The sequence below is a fragment of the Xanthomonas sp. NCPPB 1062 genome, from assembly GCF_041481705.2.
Lineage (GTDB): Bacteria > Pseudomonadota > Gammaproteobacteria > Xanthomonadales > Xanthomonadaceae > Xanthomonas > Xanthomonas euvesicatoria.
The window spans coordinates 123,532-138,858 of sequence record NZ_CM192987.1; the positions used below are offsets into that span (position 1 = coordinate 123,532).

14 protein-coding genes are annotated in these 15,327 nt (G+C 65.9%); 8 read left to right on the forward strand and 6 right to left on the reverse strand.

Translation table 11 applies throughout. From position 1 onward, the window contains the following. Nucleotides 1-112 precede the first annotated feature (112 nt). Complete coding sequence (locus ACCQ16_RS00545; RefSeq protein ID WP_033478792.1) at nucleotides 113-511, forward strand: hypothetical protein; 399 nt, start codon at nucleotides 113-115, stop codon at nucleotides 509-511. Beyond that, nucleotides 511-1,470, forward strand: a complete 960-nt coding sequence (ku, locus tag ACCQ16_RS00550; RefSeq protein ID WP_008573931.1) for a non-homologous end joining protein Ku — start codon at nucleotides 511-513, stop codon at nucleotides 1,468-1,470. Before ACCQ16_RS00545 ends, ku begins: the two co-directional genes overlap by 1 nt. Nucleotides 1,471-1,607: 137 nt before the next feature. Here the strand turns inward: ku and lldD are convergent, their stop codons facing one another. The 4 genes from lldD to ACCQ16_RS00570 form a co-directional block, all read right to left on the reverse strand. Further along, the gene (gene lldD / locus ACCQ16_RS00555; protein WP_008573929.1) at nucleotides 1,608-2,774 is read right to left on the reverse strand and encodes an FMN-dependent L-lactate dehydrogenase LldD; all 1,167 of its coding nucleotides are present in this window, start codon (nucleotides 2,772-2,774) and stop codon (nucleotides 1,608-1,610) included. A gap of 139 nt (nucleotides 2,775-2,913) precedes the next feature. Next, entirely contained in the window at nucleotides 2,914-4,428 is a 1,515-nt protein-coding gene (locus tag ACCQ16_RS00560; protein WP_372380164.1) for a carotenoid oxygenase family protein, read from the reverse strand. Between the two features lie 26 nt (nucleotides 4,429-4,454). Continuing rightward, a complete protein-coding gene (locus ACCQ16_RS00565; protein WP_218492792.1) occupies nucleotides 4,455-4,877 on the reverse strand; it encodes a DUF2141 domain-containing protein in 423 nt (140 codons plus the stop codon). Nucleotides 4,878-5,092: 215 nt separating this feature from the next. Beyond that, nucleotides 5,093-5,659 carry a methyltransferase family protein gene (locus tag ACCQ16_RS00570; RefSeq protein WP_029818175.1) on the reverse strand — a complete coding sequence of 189 codons (567 nt, stop codon included), beginning with the start codon at nucleotides 5,657-5,659 and terminating at the stop codon, nucleotides 5,093-5,095. 60 nt (nucleotides 5,660-5,719) lie between these two features. Between ACCQ16_RS00570 and ACCQ16_RS00575 the strand changes: the two genes are divergently transcribed. The 4 genes from ACCQ16_RS00575 to ACCQ16_RS00590 all read left to right on the forward strand — a co-directional run bounded on the left by ACCQ16_RS00575 (nucleotide 5,720) and on the right by ACCQ16_RS00590 (nucleotide 9,371). Further along, complete coding sequence (locus tag ACCQ16_RS00575) at nucleotides 5,720-6,919, forward strand: sensor histidine kinase (RefSeq protein WP_014088940.1); 1,200 nt, start codon at nucleotides 5,720-5,722, stop codon at nucleotides 6,917-6,919. Then, nucleotides 6,916-7,548 (forward strand): response regulator transcription factor, encoded by a 633-nt coding sequence (locus ACCQ16_RS00580; protein ID WP_014088941.1) that lies wholly within the window; start codon nucleotides 6,916-6,918, stop codon nucleotides 7,546-7,548. Before ACCQ16_RS00575 ends, ACCQ16_RS00580 begins: the two co-directional genes overlap by 4 nt. 586 nt (nucleotides 7,549-8,134) lie before the next feature. Further along, nucleotides 8,135-8,533 carry a hypothetical protein gene (locus ACCQ16_RS00585; protein WP_011345861.1) on the forward strand — a complete coding sequence of 133 codons (399 nt, stop codon included), beginning with the start codon at nucleotides 8,135-8,137 and terminating at the stop codon, nucleotides 8,531-8,533. Between the two features lie 289 nt (nucleotides 8,534-8,822). Continuing rightward, nucleotides 8,823-9,371: a hypothetical protein gene (locus ACCQ16_RS00590; RefSeq protein ID WP_031420548.1), complete on the forward strand. Its 549-nt coding sequence runs from the start codon at nucleotides 8,823-8,825 to the stop codon at nucleotides 9,369-9,371. 121 nt (nucleotides 9,372-9,492) lie between these two features. Here ACCQ16_RS00590 and ACCQ16_RS00595 read toward each other — a convergent pair whose 3' ends face one another. Continuing rightward, complete coding sequence (locus ACCQ16_RS00595) at nucleotides 9,493-9,891, reverse strand: hypothetical protein (protein ID WP_011345863.1); 399 nt, start codon at nucleotides 9,889-9,891, stop codon at nucleotides 9,493-9,495. Continuing rightward, nucleotides 9,888-13,235: an nSTAND1 domain-containing NTPase gene (locus ACCQ16_RS00600; protein WP_277573433.1), complete on the reverse strand. Its 3,348-nt coding sequence runs from the start codon at nucleotides 13,233-13,235 to the stop codon at nucleotides 9,888-9,890. The genes ACCQ16_RS00595 and ACCQ16_RS00600 overlap by 4 nt, the downstream gene beginning before the upstream one ends. 280 nt (nucleotides 13,236-13,515) lie before the next feature. Here ACCQ16_RS00600 and fabV point away from each other — a divergent pair, with 280 nt between their 5' ends. Both fabV and ACCQ16_RS00610 read left to right on the forward strand, forming a co-directional pair. Beyond that, complete coding sequence (gene fabV / locus ACCQ16_RS00605; RefSeq protein ID WP_033478794.1) at nucleotides 13,516-14,724, forward strand: enoyl-ACP reductase FabV; 1,209 nt, start codon at nucleotides 13,516-13,518, stop codon at nucleotides 14,722-14,724. 164 nt (nucleotides 14,725-14,888) lie between these two features. Further along, nucleotides 14,889-15,176 (forward strand): hypothetical protein, encoded by a 288-nt coding sequence (locus ACCQ16_RS00610; protein WP_011345866.1) that lies wholly within the window; start codon nucleotides 14,889-14,891, stop codon nucleotides 15,174-15,176. Nucleotides 15,177-15,327 lie beyond the last annotated feature (151 nt).

Here is a 15,327-nt window from a genome sequence, read left to right on the forward strand (position 1 = left end):
GCGCCTGCGGTGAAGGGCACGCAAATCGCGCAATGCAAGCGAATTTCTCACGCATGGCTCACGGCAGCGGCGTTACTGATGTCAGCCCCCATGCCGCACCGTGGAGCCGCCCATGCGCCCCCAGGATCGCCGTCCCGACCGTCGCCTGTTCAGTGCCCATGTCGAGCCCGCTCCGCCCAGGCGCGCGCCGCGCAAGTCACGCATGCCGGATACGGCTGGCGTGGCGCAGGATTTCCATTGCTACAGCCTGGCCGACTACCAGCGCCGCCGCCGGCGTGGCGGGCCCACCTGGCGCGATTTATCGCCGGCCTATGCGTTTGCGCGGATCACCCACGCTGCCGATTGGCCGCGCGGGGCCGATATCGATTGCGAGCAGGCCCTGGCTGCGCAGTGGGACAGCATGCGTGGAGCCTCGCGATTGGACTGGCCGCATGTGCGCGACATTGTCGAAGATGCCTGGCTGGCCCTGGACCACATTCCCGAAGCCGCAATTCATGGAGCAGCGCACTGATGGCACGACCGATCTGGACCGGCACCCTTTCCTTCGGCTTGCTCAACGTGCCGGTGTCGTTGATGTCGGGCGAGCGCAAGGTGGATCTGCATTTCCGGATGCTGGATTCGCGCGACAAAAAACCGATCCGCTTCGAACGCGTCAATGCCGACACCGGCGATGAGGTGCCGTGGAAGGAGATCGTCAAGGCATTCGAATACGACAAGGGCAGCTACGTCATCGTCGAAGAACAGGATATCCGCTCTGCGGCGCCGGAAAGCCATGAAACGGTCGAGGTGGAAACCTTTGTCGATGCAGCCGACATCGACCCACGCTATTTCGAAAAGCCCTACATCCTGGTGCCGGGCAAGAAGGCCGAAAAGGGGTACGTGCTGTTGCGCGAAACCTTGCGCGACACCGGCAAGGTAGGCATTGCCAAGGTGGTGATCCGCACCCGCGAGTATCTGGCGGCGGTGATGCCGCAGGGCGATGCATTGATCCTGTTGTTGCTGCGTTATCAGCAGGAGGTGGTGGACCCGCAGGACTTCAAGCTGCCGGCCGGTGCGGTGGGCGAGTACCGCATCACGCCCAAGGAACAGGAGATGGCAAAGCAGCTGATCGAGTCGATGTCCGGCACCTGGCAGCCGGAGGATTACCACGACGAATTCCGCGGCAAGCTGGAAAAGATCTTGCGCAAGCGCATCCAGGAAAAGGGCGGCACGACCACCGTGGACGTGGAACCCCCTCAGCACGAAGACGCCACCACCAACGTGGTGGACTTCATGTCGTTGCTGCAGAAGAGCCTGCAGGCCAATACGCGCACGCCAGCCAAGAAATCCAGCACGGCCGAAACGGCAAGCGCACCTGCAAAGAAAGCGGCGACCAAGAAAGCGGCGAAGAAAGCCGTCAGGAAGACCGCAGGCAAGGCGGCCAAGAAGACTGCCGCCAAGACGGCCGCGCCCAGGCGCAAGGCGGGATAGGCGGGGGCGCAGCACGGACGGTACGGGCGGCATGCCCGCCTGTCGGCGCGCGCTTGGCCGCGAATGGTGAGGCACTTTCTGTCAGCTGCCTGGCGAACCGCTCACAGCGCTCGATCACGCGCTACGGTCTTGCGGCGTCAAGGCGAGATCGTCTCTGCCCGCTCGCGCGTCACCCGGCTCAACGCGTCGGCGCTGATCTCGGCGATGGAATGCGTGCCGGTCAGCGTCATCGCCACGCGCATTTCCTTTTCGATCAGGGTCAGCAGGTTTTCCACGCCGGCCTGCCCGGCGGCCGCCAGCGCGTAGACGAACGCGCGGCCCAGCAATACCGCATCGGCACCGAGCGCGAGCATGCGCACCACATCCAGCCCGCTGCGGATGCCCGAATCGGCCAGAATCTTCAGTTCGCCCTTTACCGCATCGGCAATGGCTGGCAGCGCGCGTGCGCTGGACAGCACGCCGTCGAGCTGACGGCCGCCGTGGTTGGAGACCACGATGCCGTCGGCGCCGAAGCGCACCGCATCGCGTGCGTCCTCCGGGTCCAGGATGCCCTTGATCACCATCGGCCCGGTCCAGAATTCGCGGATCCATTCCAGGTCTTTCCAGGCAATGGACGGGTCGAAGTTGGCGCCCAGCCAGCCGATGTAATCCTGCAGGCCGGTGGGGCTGCCGCGGTAGGCGGAGATGTTGCCCAGATCGTGCGGCCTGCCGAGCAAGCCCACGTCCCACGCCCAGCGGGGGTGCGTCACTGCCTGCAGCATGCGCCGCAGCGAGGCATTGGGCCCGCTCATGCCCGAGTGCGCATCGCGGTAGCGCGCGCCCGGCGTGGGCATGTCCACGGTGAACACCAGCGTGGTCACGCCCGCGGCCTTGGCCCGTTCCAGCGCATTGCGCATGAAGCCACGGTCCTTGAGCACATAGAGCTGGAACCACATCGGCCGTTCGATGGCCGGCGCCACTTCTTCGATCGGGCACACCGACACCGTGGACAGGGTGAAGGGAATGCCGCGCGCGGCCGCCGCACGCGCGGCCTGCACTTCGCCGCGGCGTGCATACATGCCGGTGAGGCCGACCGGCGCCAATGCCACCGGCATCGCCAGGGTTTCGCCGAACAGCTCGGTGCTCAGGCGCAGATCCGACATATTGCGCAGCACCCGCTGGCGCAGCGCTACATCGGCCAGGTCCGAGACATTGCGCCGCAAGGTGTGTTCGGCATACGCGCCGCCATCGATGTAATGGAACAGGAAGGGCGGCAGGCGTGCTTGCGCAGCGGCGCGGTAGTCGGAAGCGGCGGAAATGATCATCGAAGACGGGACGGCAGCGGCGGGGAGCGGCCGAGTGTAAGACGATCCATCCAAGACGGCACGGCACCGGGGCAGCGAGTCGGCACTCTAGGTCTGGATGCGGCTCGAGACAGTGCCATGCCCGTTGCAGTGCGCCCGCTTAGGCGGGCGCAAAATGCCCGTGAAACCCTAGCGGTAGCGCGTACGGAAGCCATGCCTGGGCCACCGGCCCGGCATCGATATGTCGTGCGTCCAGCACCATCAGCCCGGTGCGGCCGCGGCGGGTGTCCAGCACGGTGCCGACCAGCCAGCCATCGTCTGGGCGGTCGCTGCCGGGCCTGGGGACGAACACATGTTCCTCGGCCAGCACGTCCGGACCATAGCGATGCACCTGGCGGCGGTCGCGTTCCAGGTCATAGCCGGCCACGGCATTGAGGAACGGCGAGTTGTTGGGCCCATCGATGCATGGCGCATACAGGCGTGCGCCGGTGGTGGTCGGGGTGCGGCGGTCGTACAACGGCAATTCCAGGTTATCCACCGGATGCGGCTGCCAGTGCGCGCGGCCGTTGCTCAGGTCCAGATGCAGGCTGCGCAGTTGCACCTGTGATGGTGCGGCCGCCGGGTCGCCGTGCATGGCCGCACGCATTGGCGAGCGCGCCTGCTCCGGATCGTCGTACACGATGGCGCGCACCACGATGCGGTCGCGATGCGCATAGGCGTCGGCAAAGTGGTATGCCACCGCAAAGTCGGCTTCAAACCAGCGTGGTTGGTCCAACGCATCCTTGGGCACCACCGCAATCCGCGATGGCGCTTCGGGCGTAAAGCGCAGTCTTTCGAAGAACGCGCCCTCGCCGTCCAGCCGGCGGTACGGCGCCATGACCAGAATCAAATGCCGATCTGTCATGGCAAAGCTGTGCATATAGCCGGGGGCGTCGGTGTGCAGCAGCTGCACGTGACGCAACGTGGCATCTGCGCCCAGGTGCCAGAGCACCACGCCGCTGGCGCCTGCCGCATTGATTGAGCCGAAGTTCCATGCGCTGCCGTCGCGGTCGATCAATGGGTGTGCGGAAAACGGCATCGCAGCCAGATCGTCGCGCCAGGTCACCGGGCCGAGCGTGCGCAACGCATCCGGATCCAGCTCGATCGCCGATCCCGCTTCCCATAATGCGAACAACCGGCCATTGAGCATCGCCACCGAGGTATTGGCGGTGTTGACGTCGTCGTTATTGCGGACCGGCTGCATGTCGGGCACGGAGGTGCCAGCGGCGCGATACAGAAAACGCCCGGCCTGCTGTTCCTGGGTGAATTTATGCGTCGCCACCATGCGCCCGACGTGCTGCACCTGGGGGCCGCCCAGCTGCCAGCGATGCACCATGCCATCGCCATCGAACCAGTGTTCGTAGCGGAACCCGGCGCGCTCGGTCCAGGCCGGGCCATTGCGATACAGGCTGCCTGCCAGTCCTTCGGGAAGCTTGCCCTGCACTGCCGTGGTGGTCGGCCCGAAGGTGGGGCTGGTCACGCTGCGCCAGCCCAGCAGCCACGGTGTGCGCTGCACCTGTGTATGAAACGCTGCCGCTTCTGCGGCGTGTGCAGGCAGACTGCGTAACATCCAGCTGCCGAACGCAGCGCTGCCGCCGGCGGCCAACAGGGATTGCAGAAAGCGACGACGGTGCATGGCAGCGCTCCTATCGCGTGCCGGTGTCAGCGCATTTGCACGCTGATGCGCTTACCGCTGGCCGGCAGGTCGAAGACGATCTCGTCCAAGCCAGGCTTGCGCATGCCGGTGGGGTTGTTGCTGAAGCCATATCCTTCCACCGGCATGCCGATCAGGTTGGTGTCCAGCTTGCCGTTGGCGTTTTCGTCGTGATTGATCATCACGGCATAACGGCCGGGCGGAAGATTCTTGAACTGGATGTGCGGTGTGCTGCTGGTGATCGGCAGCGTCTGCGCCTGCACCGGCGGCTGTGCACTGTCCAGTTGTGCGGCCGAGGCGATCACCGCGATGCGCAGCTTGCCTTGTTGCGAACGCAAGCCGCTGACGTCCACGTTCAGGTCGGCGGCGTGCACGCCGGCGCTGCCGAGCAGCCATGCGAGCGCAACAACGGTATAGGGACGGGCGAGCATGCAACTCTCCTGGCAACGATAGGGATGCGACGCGGTGGGACCGATCGTACGCAGCGTATCCACCTTGCTGCGCTGGCGGCCGTCGCAGATCGGACCGTGAGGGGCCGCCCATACTTGCAGCAGCCCGCCAGGTGGCATGTCGTGTGGGCCGAACCTGGGTGCAAGCAGACGAAGCACTGCCTGGCATCCATGCGACGCCGCTGCTGTCTGCGCCGTCACCACACCAGCGGCAGCAGGCGCCGGCTCTGCTTCGCATACGCCGGGTAAGCCACCGGGAAGGCGCGCTGCAACGCGGCCTCTTCGATGCGAATGCGGTGCAGGAAGACCCAGGTCACCGGCACCACGATCGCCATCACCGACAACGCATTGCCCATGCCCAGCGCCAGCCCGTAGAACGCCAGCAGCGCGCCGGTATACGACGGGTGCCGCAGCCAGCGATACGGGCCGCGACGCACCAGCTGGTGATCGGGCTGGATGGTCACGTCCACCGTGAACCAGCGCGCCAGCACCTGGATGGCCCACACGCGCAACGCCAGCCCGCTGCCGATCAAGGCGCAGCCGGTCCACTGCAGCGGCCCCGCCCAACCCTGCGGCCAGTGCGCCAGGCCGCTGTAGGCCAGCATCACTGCAACGGCCACCGCCGCAGACAACACGCGCCACAGGTATTTCAGGGTGCCTTGATCGTGCGCGCCACCATCGCCGGCGCGGCGACGGCGGCTGAGCAGCAGCTCATAGCCACCCCAGACCAGATTGAGCGCGATGAACAGACTGGAAGCGGACATGGTGTGACTCCTTGGCAACGCGGTGAGTGGATGAGGCCAGTCTGCGCGCGCACTGCACCCATGCCAGGGGCCGCAGGTCATCGATCCCACCTGCCAGAAGTCACCTTCTGCCTGCGCACCATTGCCGAGCGCCTGCATGGCGGTCAGCATCGCCGCATGAACTCTTCCTTCCGCCACCTGTTGCACCCCCTGCGCCTGGCCGCTGCGTTCACCATTGCCGCGGTCGCGCTGTCGTTCATGCCCGATGCGTCTGCCTACGGTGCCTGGCGCTGGGGCGCGCTGGCCGGCTTTACCGCATTGTTCGTCGTGCACACCGTGTTGCCGCAAACGCATGCATTGCGCACGGTGGCCACCCTGCTGCAGGCGGCGTTGGCATTGCTGCTGGTCTGGATGGAGCCGCGTGCCGGCACCGCGCCGGTCCTGCTGGTGATGCTGGTGGCGCAGGCGGGCATGACCTGGCCGCCGTTGCGCGTGCTGCTGCTGGCGCTGGTGTTGAACGCGGGCATGTACGCGGTGCTAGTGCACGCCGGCTTCGATCGGGCCTTGTTGATCGTGAGCATCTATGCCGGCTTCCAGGCCTTTGCCGCACTCACCGCGCATTACGCCCGCAGTGCCGAGCGGGCGCGCGACACCTTGGCCTACGTCAACGCCGATCTGCTGGCCACCCGCGCGCTGCTGGCCGACAGTGCGCGCGATGCCGAGCGTTTGCGGCTGGCGCGCGAGTTGCACGATGTGGCCGGGCACAAGCTCACCGCCATGCGCATCAACCTGCGCCTGCTCAGCGCCGACCCGGCCCTGGCGCAGCGCGACGAGGTGGCGGTGGTGGAGCAGTTATCGGCCGAACTGCTGTCGGACATCCGCAACGTGGTGCAATCGCTGCGCGACGACCAGGGCCTGGACCTGCAGACCGCCTTGCGCGCGCTGGCCGCCCCGTTCCCGCGCCCGACGCTGCGCCTGCAGATCGATGCCGACGTGCGTGTCACCGATGCGCGCGTGGCCGAGCTGCTGCTGCGGCTGGTGCAGGAAGCGCTGACCAATGCCGTGCGGCATGCCGACGCCGATGAAGTGGCCGTGCACCTGCATTGCGAAGGCGCACAGTTGCACGTGGACATCTGCGACGATGGCCGCCGCGCCGAGCGCATCCGCGAAGGCAACGGCATTACCGGCATGCGCGAACGCCTGGCCGCATTGCACGGCCAGCTGGACCTTGGCCGCACACCCACGGGCGGCATGCACCTGATTGCGAGACTACCGGTATGAGTTCACGTCGTATTGCCCTGGCCGACGACCAGATCCTGGTGCGCGCCGGCCTGCGCGCGTTGTTGCAGCAGCAGGGCGTGGAGGTGGTGTGCGAGGCCGACGACGGCCAGGGCCTGCTGGATGCGCTGGCCATCCATACGGTGGACGTGGTGCTCAGCGACATCCGCATGCCCGGCCTGGACGGCATCCAGGCACTGGAGCAGCTGCGCGCCCGCGGCGACCGCACCCCCGTGCTGCTGCTCACCACCTTCGACGACAGCGACCTGCTGCTACGCGCCAGCGAGGCCGGCGCACAGGGCTTCCTGCTCAAGGACGCCGCCCCGGAAGACCTGCGCGAGGCGATCGAGCGCGTTGCCGCAGGCGACACCCTGCTGCAGCCGGTCAGCACCGACCCGGTGCGCGCCCGCTACCAGTTCCGCGACCAGCAGGCCCCGCGGGAGACCTTCAACGAACGCGAGGTGGCGATCTTGCGCCTGCTGGCCGGCGGCTATTCGAACAAGGAAATCGCCCGCACCCTGTTCCTGGCAGAAGGCACGGTGAAGAACTACGTCTCTACCATCCTGGAAAAGCTGGGCACCCGCGACCGCACCCGGGCGGTGTTGAAGGCGATCACGTTGCGGGTGATTTGAGGGCGGGGAATCGGGAATCGGGATTTGGGATTCGAGATTGGGGATTCGGAAAAGCGGGCAGGTGGGGACCGGATCGGAAAGCCCTAGAGCTAAAGAGAACCTAAGCCCCTCTCCCTCCGGGAGAGGGGTTGGGGTGAGGGTACGGCGGAAGACAGCCAACGCGAACGAGCTCAGCCGTGGCCTGAACTTGCAGTCGGCCTCACCGGCCGATCCCGCCATGCATCCAGCGCGCATCGCCATCTGCAACGACGCGCCACCTTCTCCGAACGGAGAGGGGACCGAAGTCTGCTCGCTGCCCGATACGAAGCAAGCCCCTCTCCCCTCGGGAGAGGGGTTGGGGTGAGGGTACGGCCAATACCACTTGCTGCCGTTTCGCCCCCCCAGACACGCTATCCCGAGTGCCGAGCTCGTTCAGGCCTGCATTTCTATGTGACTGTTCCATAAGGGTTTATGGGCAACCGCCAGCGTCGGCCGGCAACCGTAAGGTTGCCGTCAGGTCTGGCGCGGGGCCGCGCATGAAGGTGATCCGGCGGCCAGCGACGCCGCCCGGGGACGCGCCGCGCTCCGGTCTGCTGCGGAGTCCGTCATGCGCCTGGTCCGGTCGTGGTTCGTGTTGATCGTCGTGCTGTTCACCAGCGCCTGGGGGGCGTCGACCCAGGCCGAATTGCCGGTCAGTTGGCCCCGCGCAGCCCTGCCGATCCAAACGGTCGCCGAACGCGACATGCGGGTCGTCGTGGGATGCGCGTCGGCAGTGCAGGGAACTGCTGCCCATGCCTGTGATCGACTGATCAGGCGCTTCGATGGAGAAGGTTGCCGGCAAGGTCTGGCGAGTCGCCCACGCCAGGTCGGCCAAACCGATGACCCTGAATGCGCGGGCATCGGCACGGGCACGGCCGGCACGTGGTCGAGCCGTGGCCAGATCAAGCCGGCTTTCAGCAACGGAACCGAGCGCGACGAGCGGCTGCGCAGGTTGGCCGACATCTAGCCACGCTCCTAGGGTTACCTGGGATGCACCACGCCCGCAGCGGCGGCAAGGAGCAGGCGCCACGCAGTGCATGCGGCGCCAGATCGATGCCGCGGGCTGGCAGCAGCACGCCGTCATCCTGCAGGATCGGGCGACACGCGCTAGACGCGCAGCAACACGGTCGATGCGAAGGGACGTATAAAGACGCAAGGCCGCATGGAGCGGCCATGCTGGTGTGCAGCGTTGAGGAAGTGACACGATGGGCAGGTATCGGATTGGCTGCGCCGTTTTGGCTATCGCATGTTTGCTCATGGCCGCCACCGGCTGTGCAAAGCAGCCGAGGTTATCGTCGCGACTGATCGTGACCCTCGACGCGCCGATACTGGAACAAGGGGGCGCGGTCATCGTATCGGCGCGTCCGATTGCCGATCACCAGTGGCGCCTGCTTGAGGGCGCCAGGTCAACCAAAGCCGGGTACGAGAAAGAATTTCAAGTCACCGTTGCCTCGCCGGCATCGATCATCGAGCTGCATTACCCTGAAAGCGGAACCTATAGCTTCAAGCTGCAGCCGGCAGCACGTGCCAAAACACGTCCTCTCCAATCGCGTCGGGTGCTGATCGGCCAGGCCGACCTGACGGATCCGCAGACAAAACGCCAAGTGCATTGGCCTTCGATGAGTGTTGTCCATGTCAGCGGCAGCACCTACCCGGAAGGGTGGGCGCGCACTCTAGCGTCCACGTTCGACGTGCCTTTCAAAAGCGATGCGCCAGACAACTATGTGATATCCAGTTTTCCTGCCGGTCGCGTGATTGCCCTGACGCCCAAGGCAATCGATACCTACGTTCGGGACACCAACTGAGCACCTGCATGCAGGCGCTCCGCGGCGGCCGGGTCTCTTATTGTGTGCAACTGAGCCATCGCTCGATCGCGCGGCGGCTCCCGTCCGGCGGCGAACCGTCGGACGGAGATGGACTCAAGGATCAGTGACGCCCGAATTCGGTCGGCGAAATTTCCGGATCGTTGCCGACCTGGGGGTCGCAGCTGAAATGCGTGCCGGTGTGGGTATCTTTCACCACCACGCTGAAAAAGATCAGTGTCCGGTCTTTATTGGCATTGACCACCTGCACCCAACTGCCGTCGGAGGCAATTTCCGCCGGGCCGATCTGCCCCGTCGAATCGGAATTCAGCAGGCTGATGATCTTGAAGCGGTGGGGCACCGATTTGCAGAACGCGTAGCGCAGGGTCACGCCCTGTTCGCCTTTGCCACAGATGAGCAGGTCCGGCGAGAAGCTGTAGAAGTAGGCGCCCCTGCCGGTATTGCCGCCGAACTCAACGTGCGCCACGGTCAGTGTGATGGGGATGATCTTGGGATCGGTCATGACGTTGGTGATTCCTTGAAGAGCGGGGCATAGAGGGAAACGAATCCCGGGTGGCGGTAGCCCGCTTGATACAGCCATCCGAGCTGTTGTGTCACGGCAGCGCGCCGACCCAGATGAATCTGTGCGCGAATCCAGGGGTCGAGCAAGGTCTTGTCGCGACTATTGCCGATATCGGCGCCGAGCACTGCCACGGCACGTTGCCAGGCGGCGCGTGCACCGACGTGATCGCCGCTGGCGTCCAGCTGTTCGCCATACCAGACCAATGCAGTCGCCAGCGCCGACACGCCGATCAGGTCGGCCGGTTTGCCCTGATGCAAGGCATCCAGCCGCGCCACGATCGCCGCTAGACTGGCCGTCTGACGGTCGCCGTGCAGTCCCTGCACCCGATTCAAGCGCAGCGCGATGATGGCGTCCAGCCATTCCCATTCCGGCAGCGGCTGGTGCGCTAGCACGCCTGCCAGCGTCTGCCGCGCCTGGGTGAGTTGGCTTGTGGCAGCAGCGGCGTGCCCGTCCAGCGCGGCCACCCAGCCGGCCTGCGCATAGGCATGCGCCAGATCGCGGCGCCAGGTGCGGTTGTCCGGCTGTTGCGCAACCAGTGGTTCCAGCATCCCCACGCTGGCTTGCGCGTCGGCTTGCGCCTGCGCCAGGTGACCGCGTGCCAGCGCCAGATTGGAGGTGCGCACCAACGAGGTGGCCATGCGCCGTCGCCAGGCGTTGGCATCGGGATCGTGCTGCACTAGCAGGCGCAGTGTTTCGATCTGTTCGCGATAGCCCTGTTCGGCCGGTGCCAGCAGGCCCTGGGTTTCCTGCGCCAGACTCAGCCAGGAAAGGCTGTCGACAAGCTCATAGCGCACGGACGCGTTGTCTGGGGTACGCGCCAATACTTGGCGTTTGAGCGCGATCGAGCGGGCGAACAAGCCGATCGCCGTGTTGACCTGCCCTTCGCTACGCGCCAGCGTGCCAAGATTGTTGAGCGCGTACGACAACTCCAGTTGCCAGTGTGGATCATCCGGCGCGGTGCGCACCAACCATTCGCTGGCGGCCAGATACTGCGACCAATGGGTGCGCGCCAACGGAAACTGTTTGCTGCGATAGGCCATGTTGCCCAGCCAATACGCCGTCTGACCTATTTCCGCATGCGCGTCCACTGCGTCCGGCGCCTGGGTACGCGCCTGCTCGGCAGTGGACGCGGCACGCGTGAATGCGGCCTGCGCCTCTTCCAGCTTGCCCTGATTCATCAGCACTTCGCCGGTGGTACGCAGCGCACGTGCGTGGTTGATCAGATCACCGGTTGCCATGCCCGACTCGGGCAGATCCTCCAGATAACGCAGCGCACGGCTGCCGACGCTATCGAGCAGTTTGAGGTTGCCCACGGTGCGCAACTGCTCGGCCAGATCGCCCAGCATGTAGCCCACCAGTTGCTGCGCTTGATCGCGGCGTTGTTCGGCCACTTGCTGGGCCTGGCGCGCCTGCCAGCCGAGCAGCAGCGAGGCGCTGGCCAGCACCGCCAGCAGTGCGGCGGCGGCGGCGTATACGCTGCGGCGCTGGCGTTGCGAGCGTTCGCAGGCGCGCAGGAAGGCATGATCCAGGGCGTCCAGATCCTGCGGCATGCGTCGCGCAGCCTCGCGTGCTTCGCTCAGCGGGCGGCCGCTGTTGAGCAAGTGATCGCTGCGCCGGCCTTCGGCGGCCCAGCGTTGTGCCGCCAGTTGCAGCCGCTTGCGCGCCTGCAGCAGGCGGCGGTTTTCATGGATCCACTCGGCCGCACGCGGCCACTGTCGCAACAAGGCTTCGTGCGCGACCGCAAAGCCCGGTTCGCCGGCCACCAGCTCGCTGACGAACAGGCGCGCATGCACGAACGCATCCACCAGCACGCGCGCTGCGCCACTGGCCGGCAATGCCGACCACAGCGCACGCCGTGCGGTGACGGCATCGCTGTCTGGGTGGATCACGCTCAGCAGCGTCAGCACTTCGCCCAACGCGGCCTGCGCATTGGAGGGCAATGCGCGAAACGTCTGCTCGGCATGATGCGCCAGCGCGCCTTCCAGGCCGCCCAGGGCGCGATACGCGGCAAATGTCAGCAAGCCGTCGTCGCTGCGCTGCGCATGCAGGGCATGCAGCAGATGTTGCAGCAACGGCAACGCATCGGGCTGGCGCGTGGTGGCATCGCGCAGCACATCGTCCAGGCGGCCGGCGCCGCTGTGGTCTTCTTCGAAGCGCAGCCCGGCCATCGCTGCCGGCACGCGGATGATCTGGCCAATCTCGCCATCGCGTGGCGGCAGCAGATCCACGTGCCCATCGCCGCGTTTGAGCTCGACGATGTCCGGCAGCGCATCGATCAGGCGCGGATAAAAATCGCTGCGGGTGAGCATCAGCACGGCCACGTGCGCGCTGGCGCACAGCGCGTGCAAGGCGGCCGCCAGTGCAGCGCGATCGGCGGCCGTGATGCCGGGCGTGGCCACCATCGCTTCGGCATGGTCGATGACCAGCAGCAGATGGCGCCGGGTGTGCACGTTCTCGCGCGCCGGGCCGGTTTGGCGCATCGCCTCGTCGATGGCCGCATGCAGCGGCGCAGGTTGCTGCAGCCATTCGGGCAGGCGTGCCGTCTGCGCTGGCGACAACACCGCGCGCCCGCCTGGTGCCCACTCGCTTAATGCGCGTGCGAGCGTATCCAGCACATCGCCGCCGCGGCATTGCGCCAGGTTGCAGTACGCCACCGCGGTGGCCTCCAGCCCATCCAGGCCGCCGGGCTGGCACAGCAACGGCACCACGCCGGCGCGCAGCAACGAGGTCTTGCCGCAGCCGCTGGCGCCGCTCACCAGCACCAGGCCACGCTGGCTGTGCAATTGCGCGCGCAACGCGCCCAGCACCTGCGCAATCGCATGGCTGCGGCCGAAGAACACGTCTGCATGTGCCGGGTCGAATGCCTGCAGCCCCATGTACGGGTTGCCGTGCCCCCACGCCTGCGGACCGATCACCGCACCGCGGTAATCGTCGGGAAACACCACCTTCGGCAGCAGCCGGTAGCCACGCTTGCGGATGGTTTCGATGAAGCGCGGCTGGCGGCTGTCGTCGCCGAGCTTGCGGCGCAGCTGGGCGATGGTCTTGTGCACCGGGTTATCGCCGTAGAAGCTGCCGTGCCACACCTCGATCAACAACTGCTCGGCGCTGATGACCTCGCCGGCGCGCTCGGCCAGCGCGATCAGCACTTCCATCATGCGCGGTTCCAGCGTGATGGTCCGGCCGTCGTCGATCAGCGTCAGCCGCTCCGGCTCGACCAGCAATGGCCCAAGACGGAACCGCGGAACGGAGCCCAGCTGCGTGACGCGCTCGCTTCGAAGAGACATCGCTCAAATAACCGGTCGCACAACTGGAAGGGGCCTCGACAATCGCCCTCAGGCGCGGCCAGGCACGGCACGGCAGGGCCGAAACGTAGCACAGCCCGCTGCCGGGTAAGTCGATTGCGGTCGCTGTTCGTTGCGGCGCGCGCGCAGGTGCAGGCGTCAGGCTGCCCCCGCGGTGGCCCTCACGTGCTTCCATACAGCGGCGTGTGTTACGCATCAGGCTGTTTCGCGCGCGCCACACGCACTAAGATGCCGCCAGCATCTTGCTGACCAGGAGTCCACGTTGATCATCCATCCCAAAGTGCGCGGCTTCATCTGCACCACCACGCATCCGCTTGGCTGCGAGCGCAATGTGCTCGAGCAGATTGCCGCAACGCGTGCGCGTGGCGTGCGCACTGACGGCCCCAGGAAAGTGCTGGTGATCGGCGCGTCCAGCGGCTACGGCCTGGCCTCGCGCATCACCGCTGCCTTCGGGTTCGGTGCGGACACGCTGGGCGTGTTCTTCGAAAAGCCCGGCACCGCCAGCAAGGCTGGCACGGCCGGCTGGTACAACTCGGCCGCATTCGACAAGCATGCCAAGGCGGCCGGGCTGTATAGCAAGTCGATCAATGGCGATGCGTTTTCCGATGCCGCACGCGCGCAGGTGATCGAGCTGATCAAGACCGAGATGGGCGGCCAGGTCGACCTGGTGGTGTATTCGCTGGCCTCGCCGGTACGCAAGCTGCCGGGCAGCGGCGAAGTGAAGCGCTCGGCGCTCAAGCCGATCGGGCAGACCTACACCGCCACCGCCATCGACACCAACAAGGACACCATCATCCAGGCCTCGATCGAGCCGGCCAGCGCGCAGGAGATCGAAGATACCGTCACCGTGATGGGCGGGCAGGATTGGGAATTGTGGATCGACGCGCTGGAAGGCGCCGGTGTGCTCGCCGATGGCGCGCGCAGCGTGGCCTTCAGCTATATCGGCACCGAAATCACCTGGCCGATCTACTGGCATGGCGCACTCGGCAAGGCCAAGGTCGATCTGGACCACACCGCGCAGCGCTTGAATGCACGCCTGGCCAAGCGCGGTGGCGGCGCCAATGTGGCGGTGCTCAAGTCGGTGGTCACCCAGGCCAGCGCGGCCATTCCGGTGATGCCGCTGTACATCTCCATGGTCTACAAGATCATGAAAGAAAAGGGCTTGCACGAAGGCACCATCGAGCAGCTCGACCGCCTGTTCCGCGAGCGCCTGTACCGCGAAGACGGCCAGCCGGCGCAGGTGGACGACGCAAACCGCCTGCGCCTGGACGACTGGGAATTGCGCGACGACGTGCAGGACGCCTGCAAGGCGTTGTGGCCGCAGGTCACCACCGAGAACCTGTTCGAGCTTACCGACTACGCCGGCTACAAGCACGAGTTCCTCAAGCTGTTCGGCTTCGAGCGCACCGACGTGGATTACGACGCCGATGTGGAGACGGACGTCACCTTCGATTGCATCGAGTTGGGGTGATTGCCGGGATTAGAGATTGGGGATTAGATTGGCAAGAGCGGTGGATGGCTGCATCGCTGATCTTCGGCGGACCCGAACGTTTTGCGGCAAGGACAACCGGCACGCGATGCTGGTTGCCTTTGCTGTGACGAACCCCCACTCCCTCATCCCAAACTCCGCCCCCAATGGACAAACTCATCGCCCATCTCGTCCTGGCCCTTTTGGTCAGCGGCGTCTGCGCCGTGCTGTTGCGGTTTATCCGGATGCACGGCGCGCTCAAAGCACTGATCAATCTGCTGATCACCACGACCGTGGTCTGCGCCGTGGTGATGCAGGACGGCTCGGCACCGCCGTGGCAAAACGCGCTGTTGATTGCGTCGTTCTTCAGCATTCCGGCATCGGTCTGCGTGGTGTTGGTGAGTACCGCAATGGCATGGATCATCAACAAACGCCGCGCACGCAGACCGGCTTGAAACCCGTGAGCGCTGCAGACAACACCTAGCGAGCATCTGCCCACTGCCCGCAGACCACGCCTGCTGGCACGCAACGCCTGCTCGTCATTAGAGAACGCGCGCTGTGATTACCACCTTCAGAAAAAGCGCAGAAATCCAGCGCTCTTCCGAT

Bases quoted from the DNA above. Each gene is read 5' to 3' on its own strand.
- ACCQ16_RS00595 (WP_011345863.1), bottom strand. From the start codon at position 9,891: ATGACCGATCCCAAGATCATCCCCATCACACTGACCGTGGCGCACGTT.
- ACCQ16_RS00590 (WP_031420548.1), top strand. From the start codon at position 8,823: ATGGCCGCCACCGGCTGTGCAAAGCAGCCGAGGTTATCGTCGCGACTG.
- ACCQ16_RS00575 (WP_014088940.1), top strand. From the start codon at position 5,720: ATGCCAGGGGCCGCAGGTCATCGATCCCACCTGCCAGAAGTCACCTTC.
- ACCQ16_RS00560 (WP_372380164.1), bottom strand. From the start codon at position 4,428: ATGCACCGTCGTCGCTTTCTGCAATCCCTGTTGGCCGCCGGCGGCAGC.
- ACCQ16_RS00600 (WP_277573433.1), bottom strand. From the start codon at position 13,235: ATGTCTCTTCGAAGCGAGCGCGTCACGCAGCTGGGCTCCGTTCCGCGG.
- ACCQ16_RS00565 (WP_218492792.1), bottom strand. From the start codon at position 4,877: ATGCTCGCCCGTCCCTATACCGTTGTTGCGCTCGCATGGCTGCTCGGC.
- ACCQ16_RS00610 (WP_011345866.1), top strand. From the start codon at position 14,889: ATGGACAAACTCATCGCCCATCTCGTCCTGGCCCTTTTGGTCAGCGGC.
- ku (WP_008573931.1), top strand. From the start codon at position 511: ATGGCACGACCGATCTGGACCGGCACCCTTTCCTTCGGCTTGCTCAAC.
- ACCQ16_RS00570 (WP_029818175.1), bottom strand. From the start codon at position 5,659: ATGTCCGCTTCCAGTCTGTTCATCGCGCTCAATCTGGTCTGGGGTGGC.
- ACCQ16_RS00585 (WP_011345861.1), top strand. From the start codon at position 8,135: ATGCGCCTGGTCCGGTCGTGGTTCGTGTTGATCGTCGTGCTGTTCACC.
- lldD (WP_008573929.1), bottom strand. From the start codon at position 2,774: ATGATCATTTCCGCCGCTTCCGACTACCGCGCCGCTGCGCAAGCACGC.
- ACCQ16_RS00580 (WP_014088941.1), top strand. From the start codon at position 6,916: ATGAGTTCACGTCGTATTGCCCTGGCCGACGACCAGATCCTGGTGCGC.
- ACCQ16_RS00545 (WP_033478792.1), top strand. From the start codon at position 113: ATGCGCCCCCAGGATCGCCGTCCCGACCGTCGCCTGTTCAGTGCCCAT.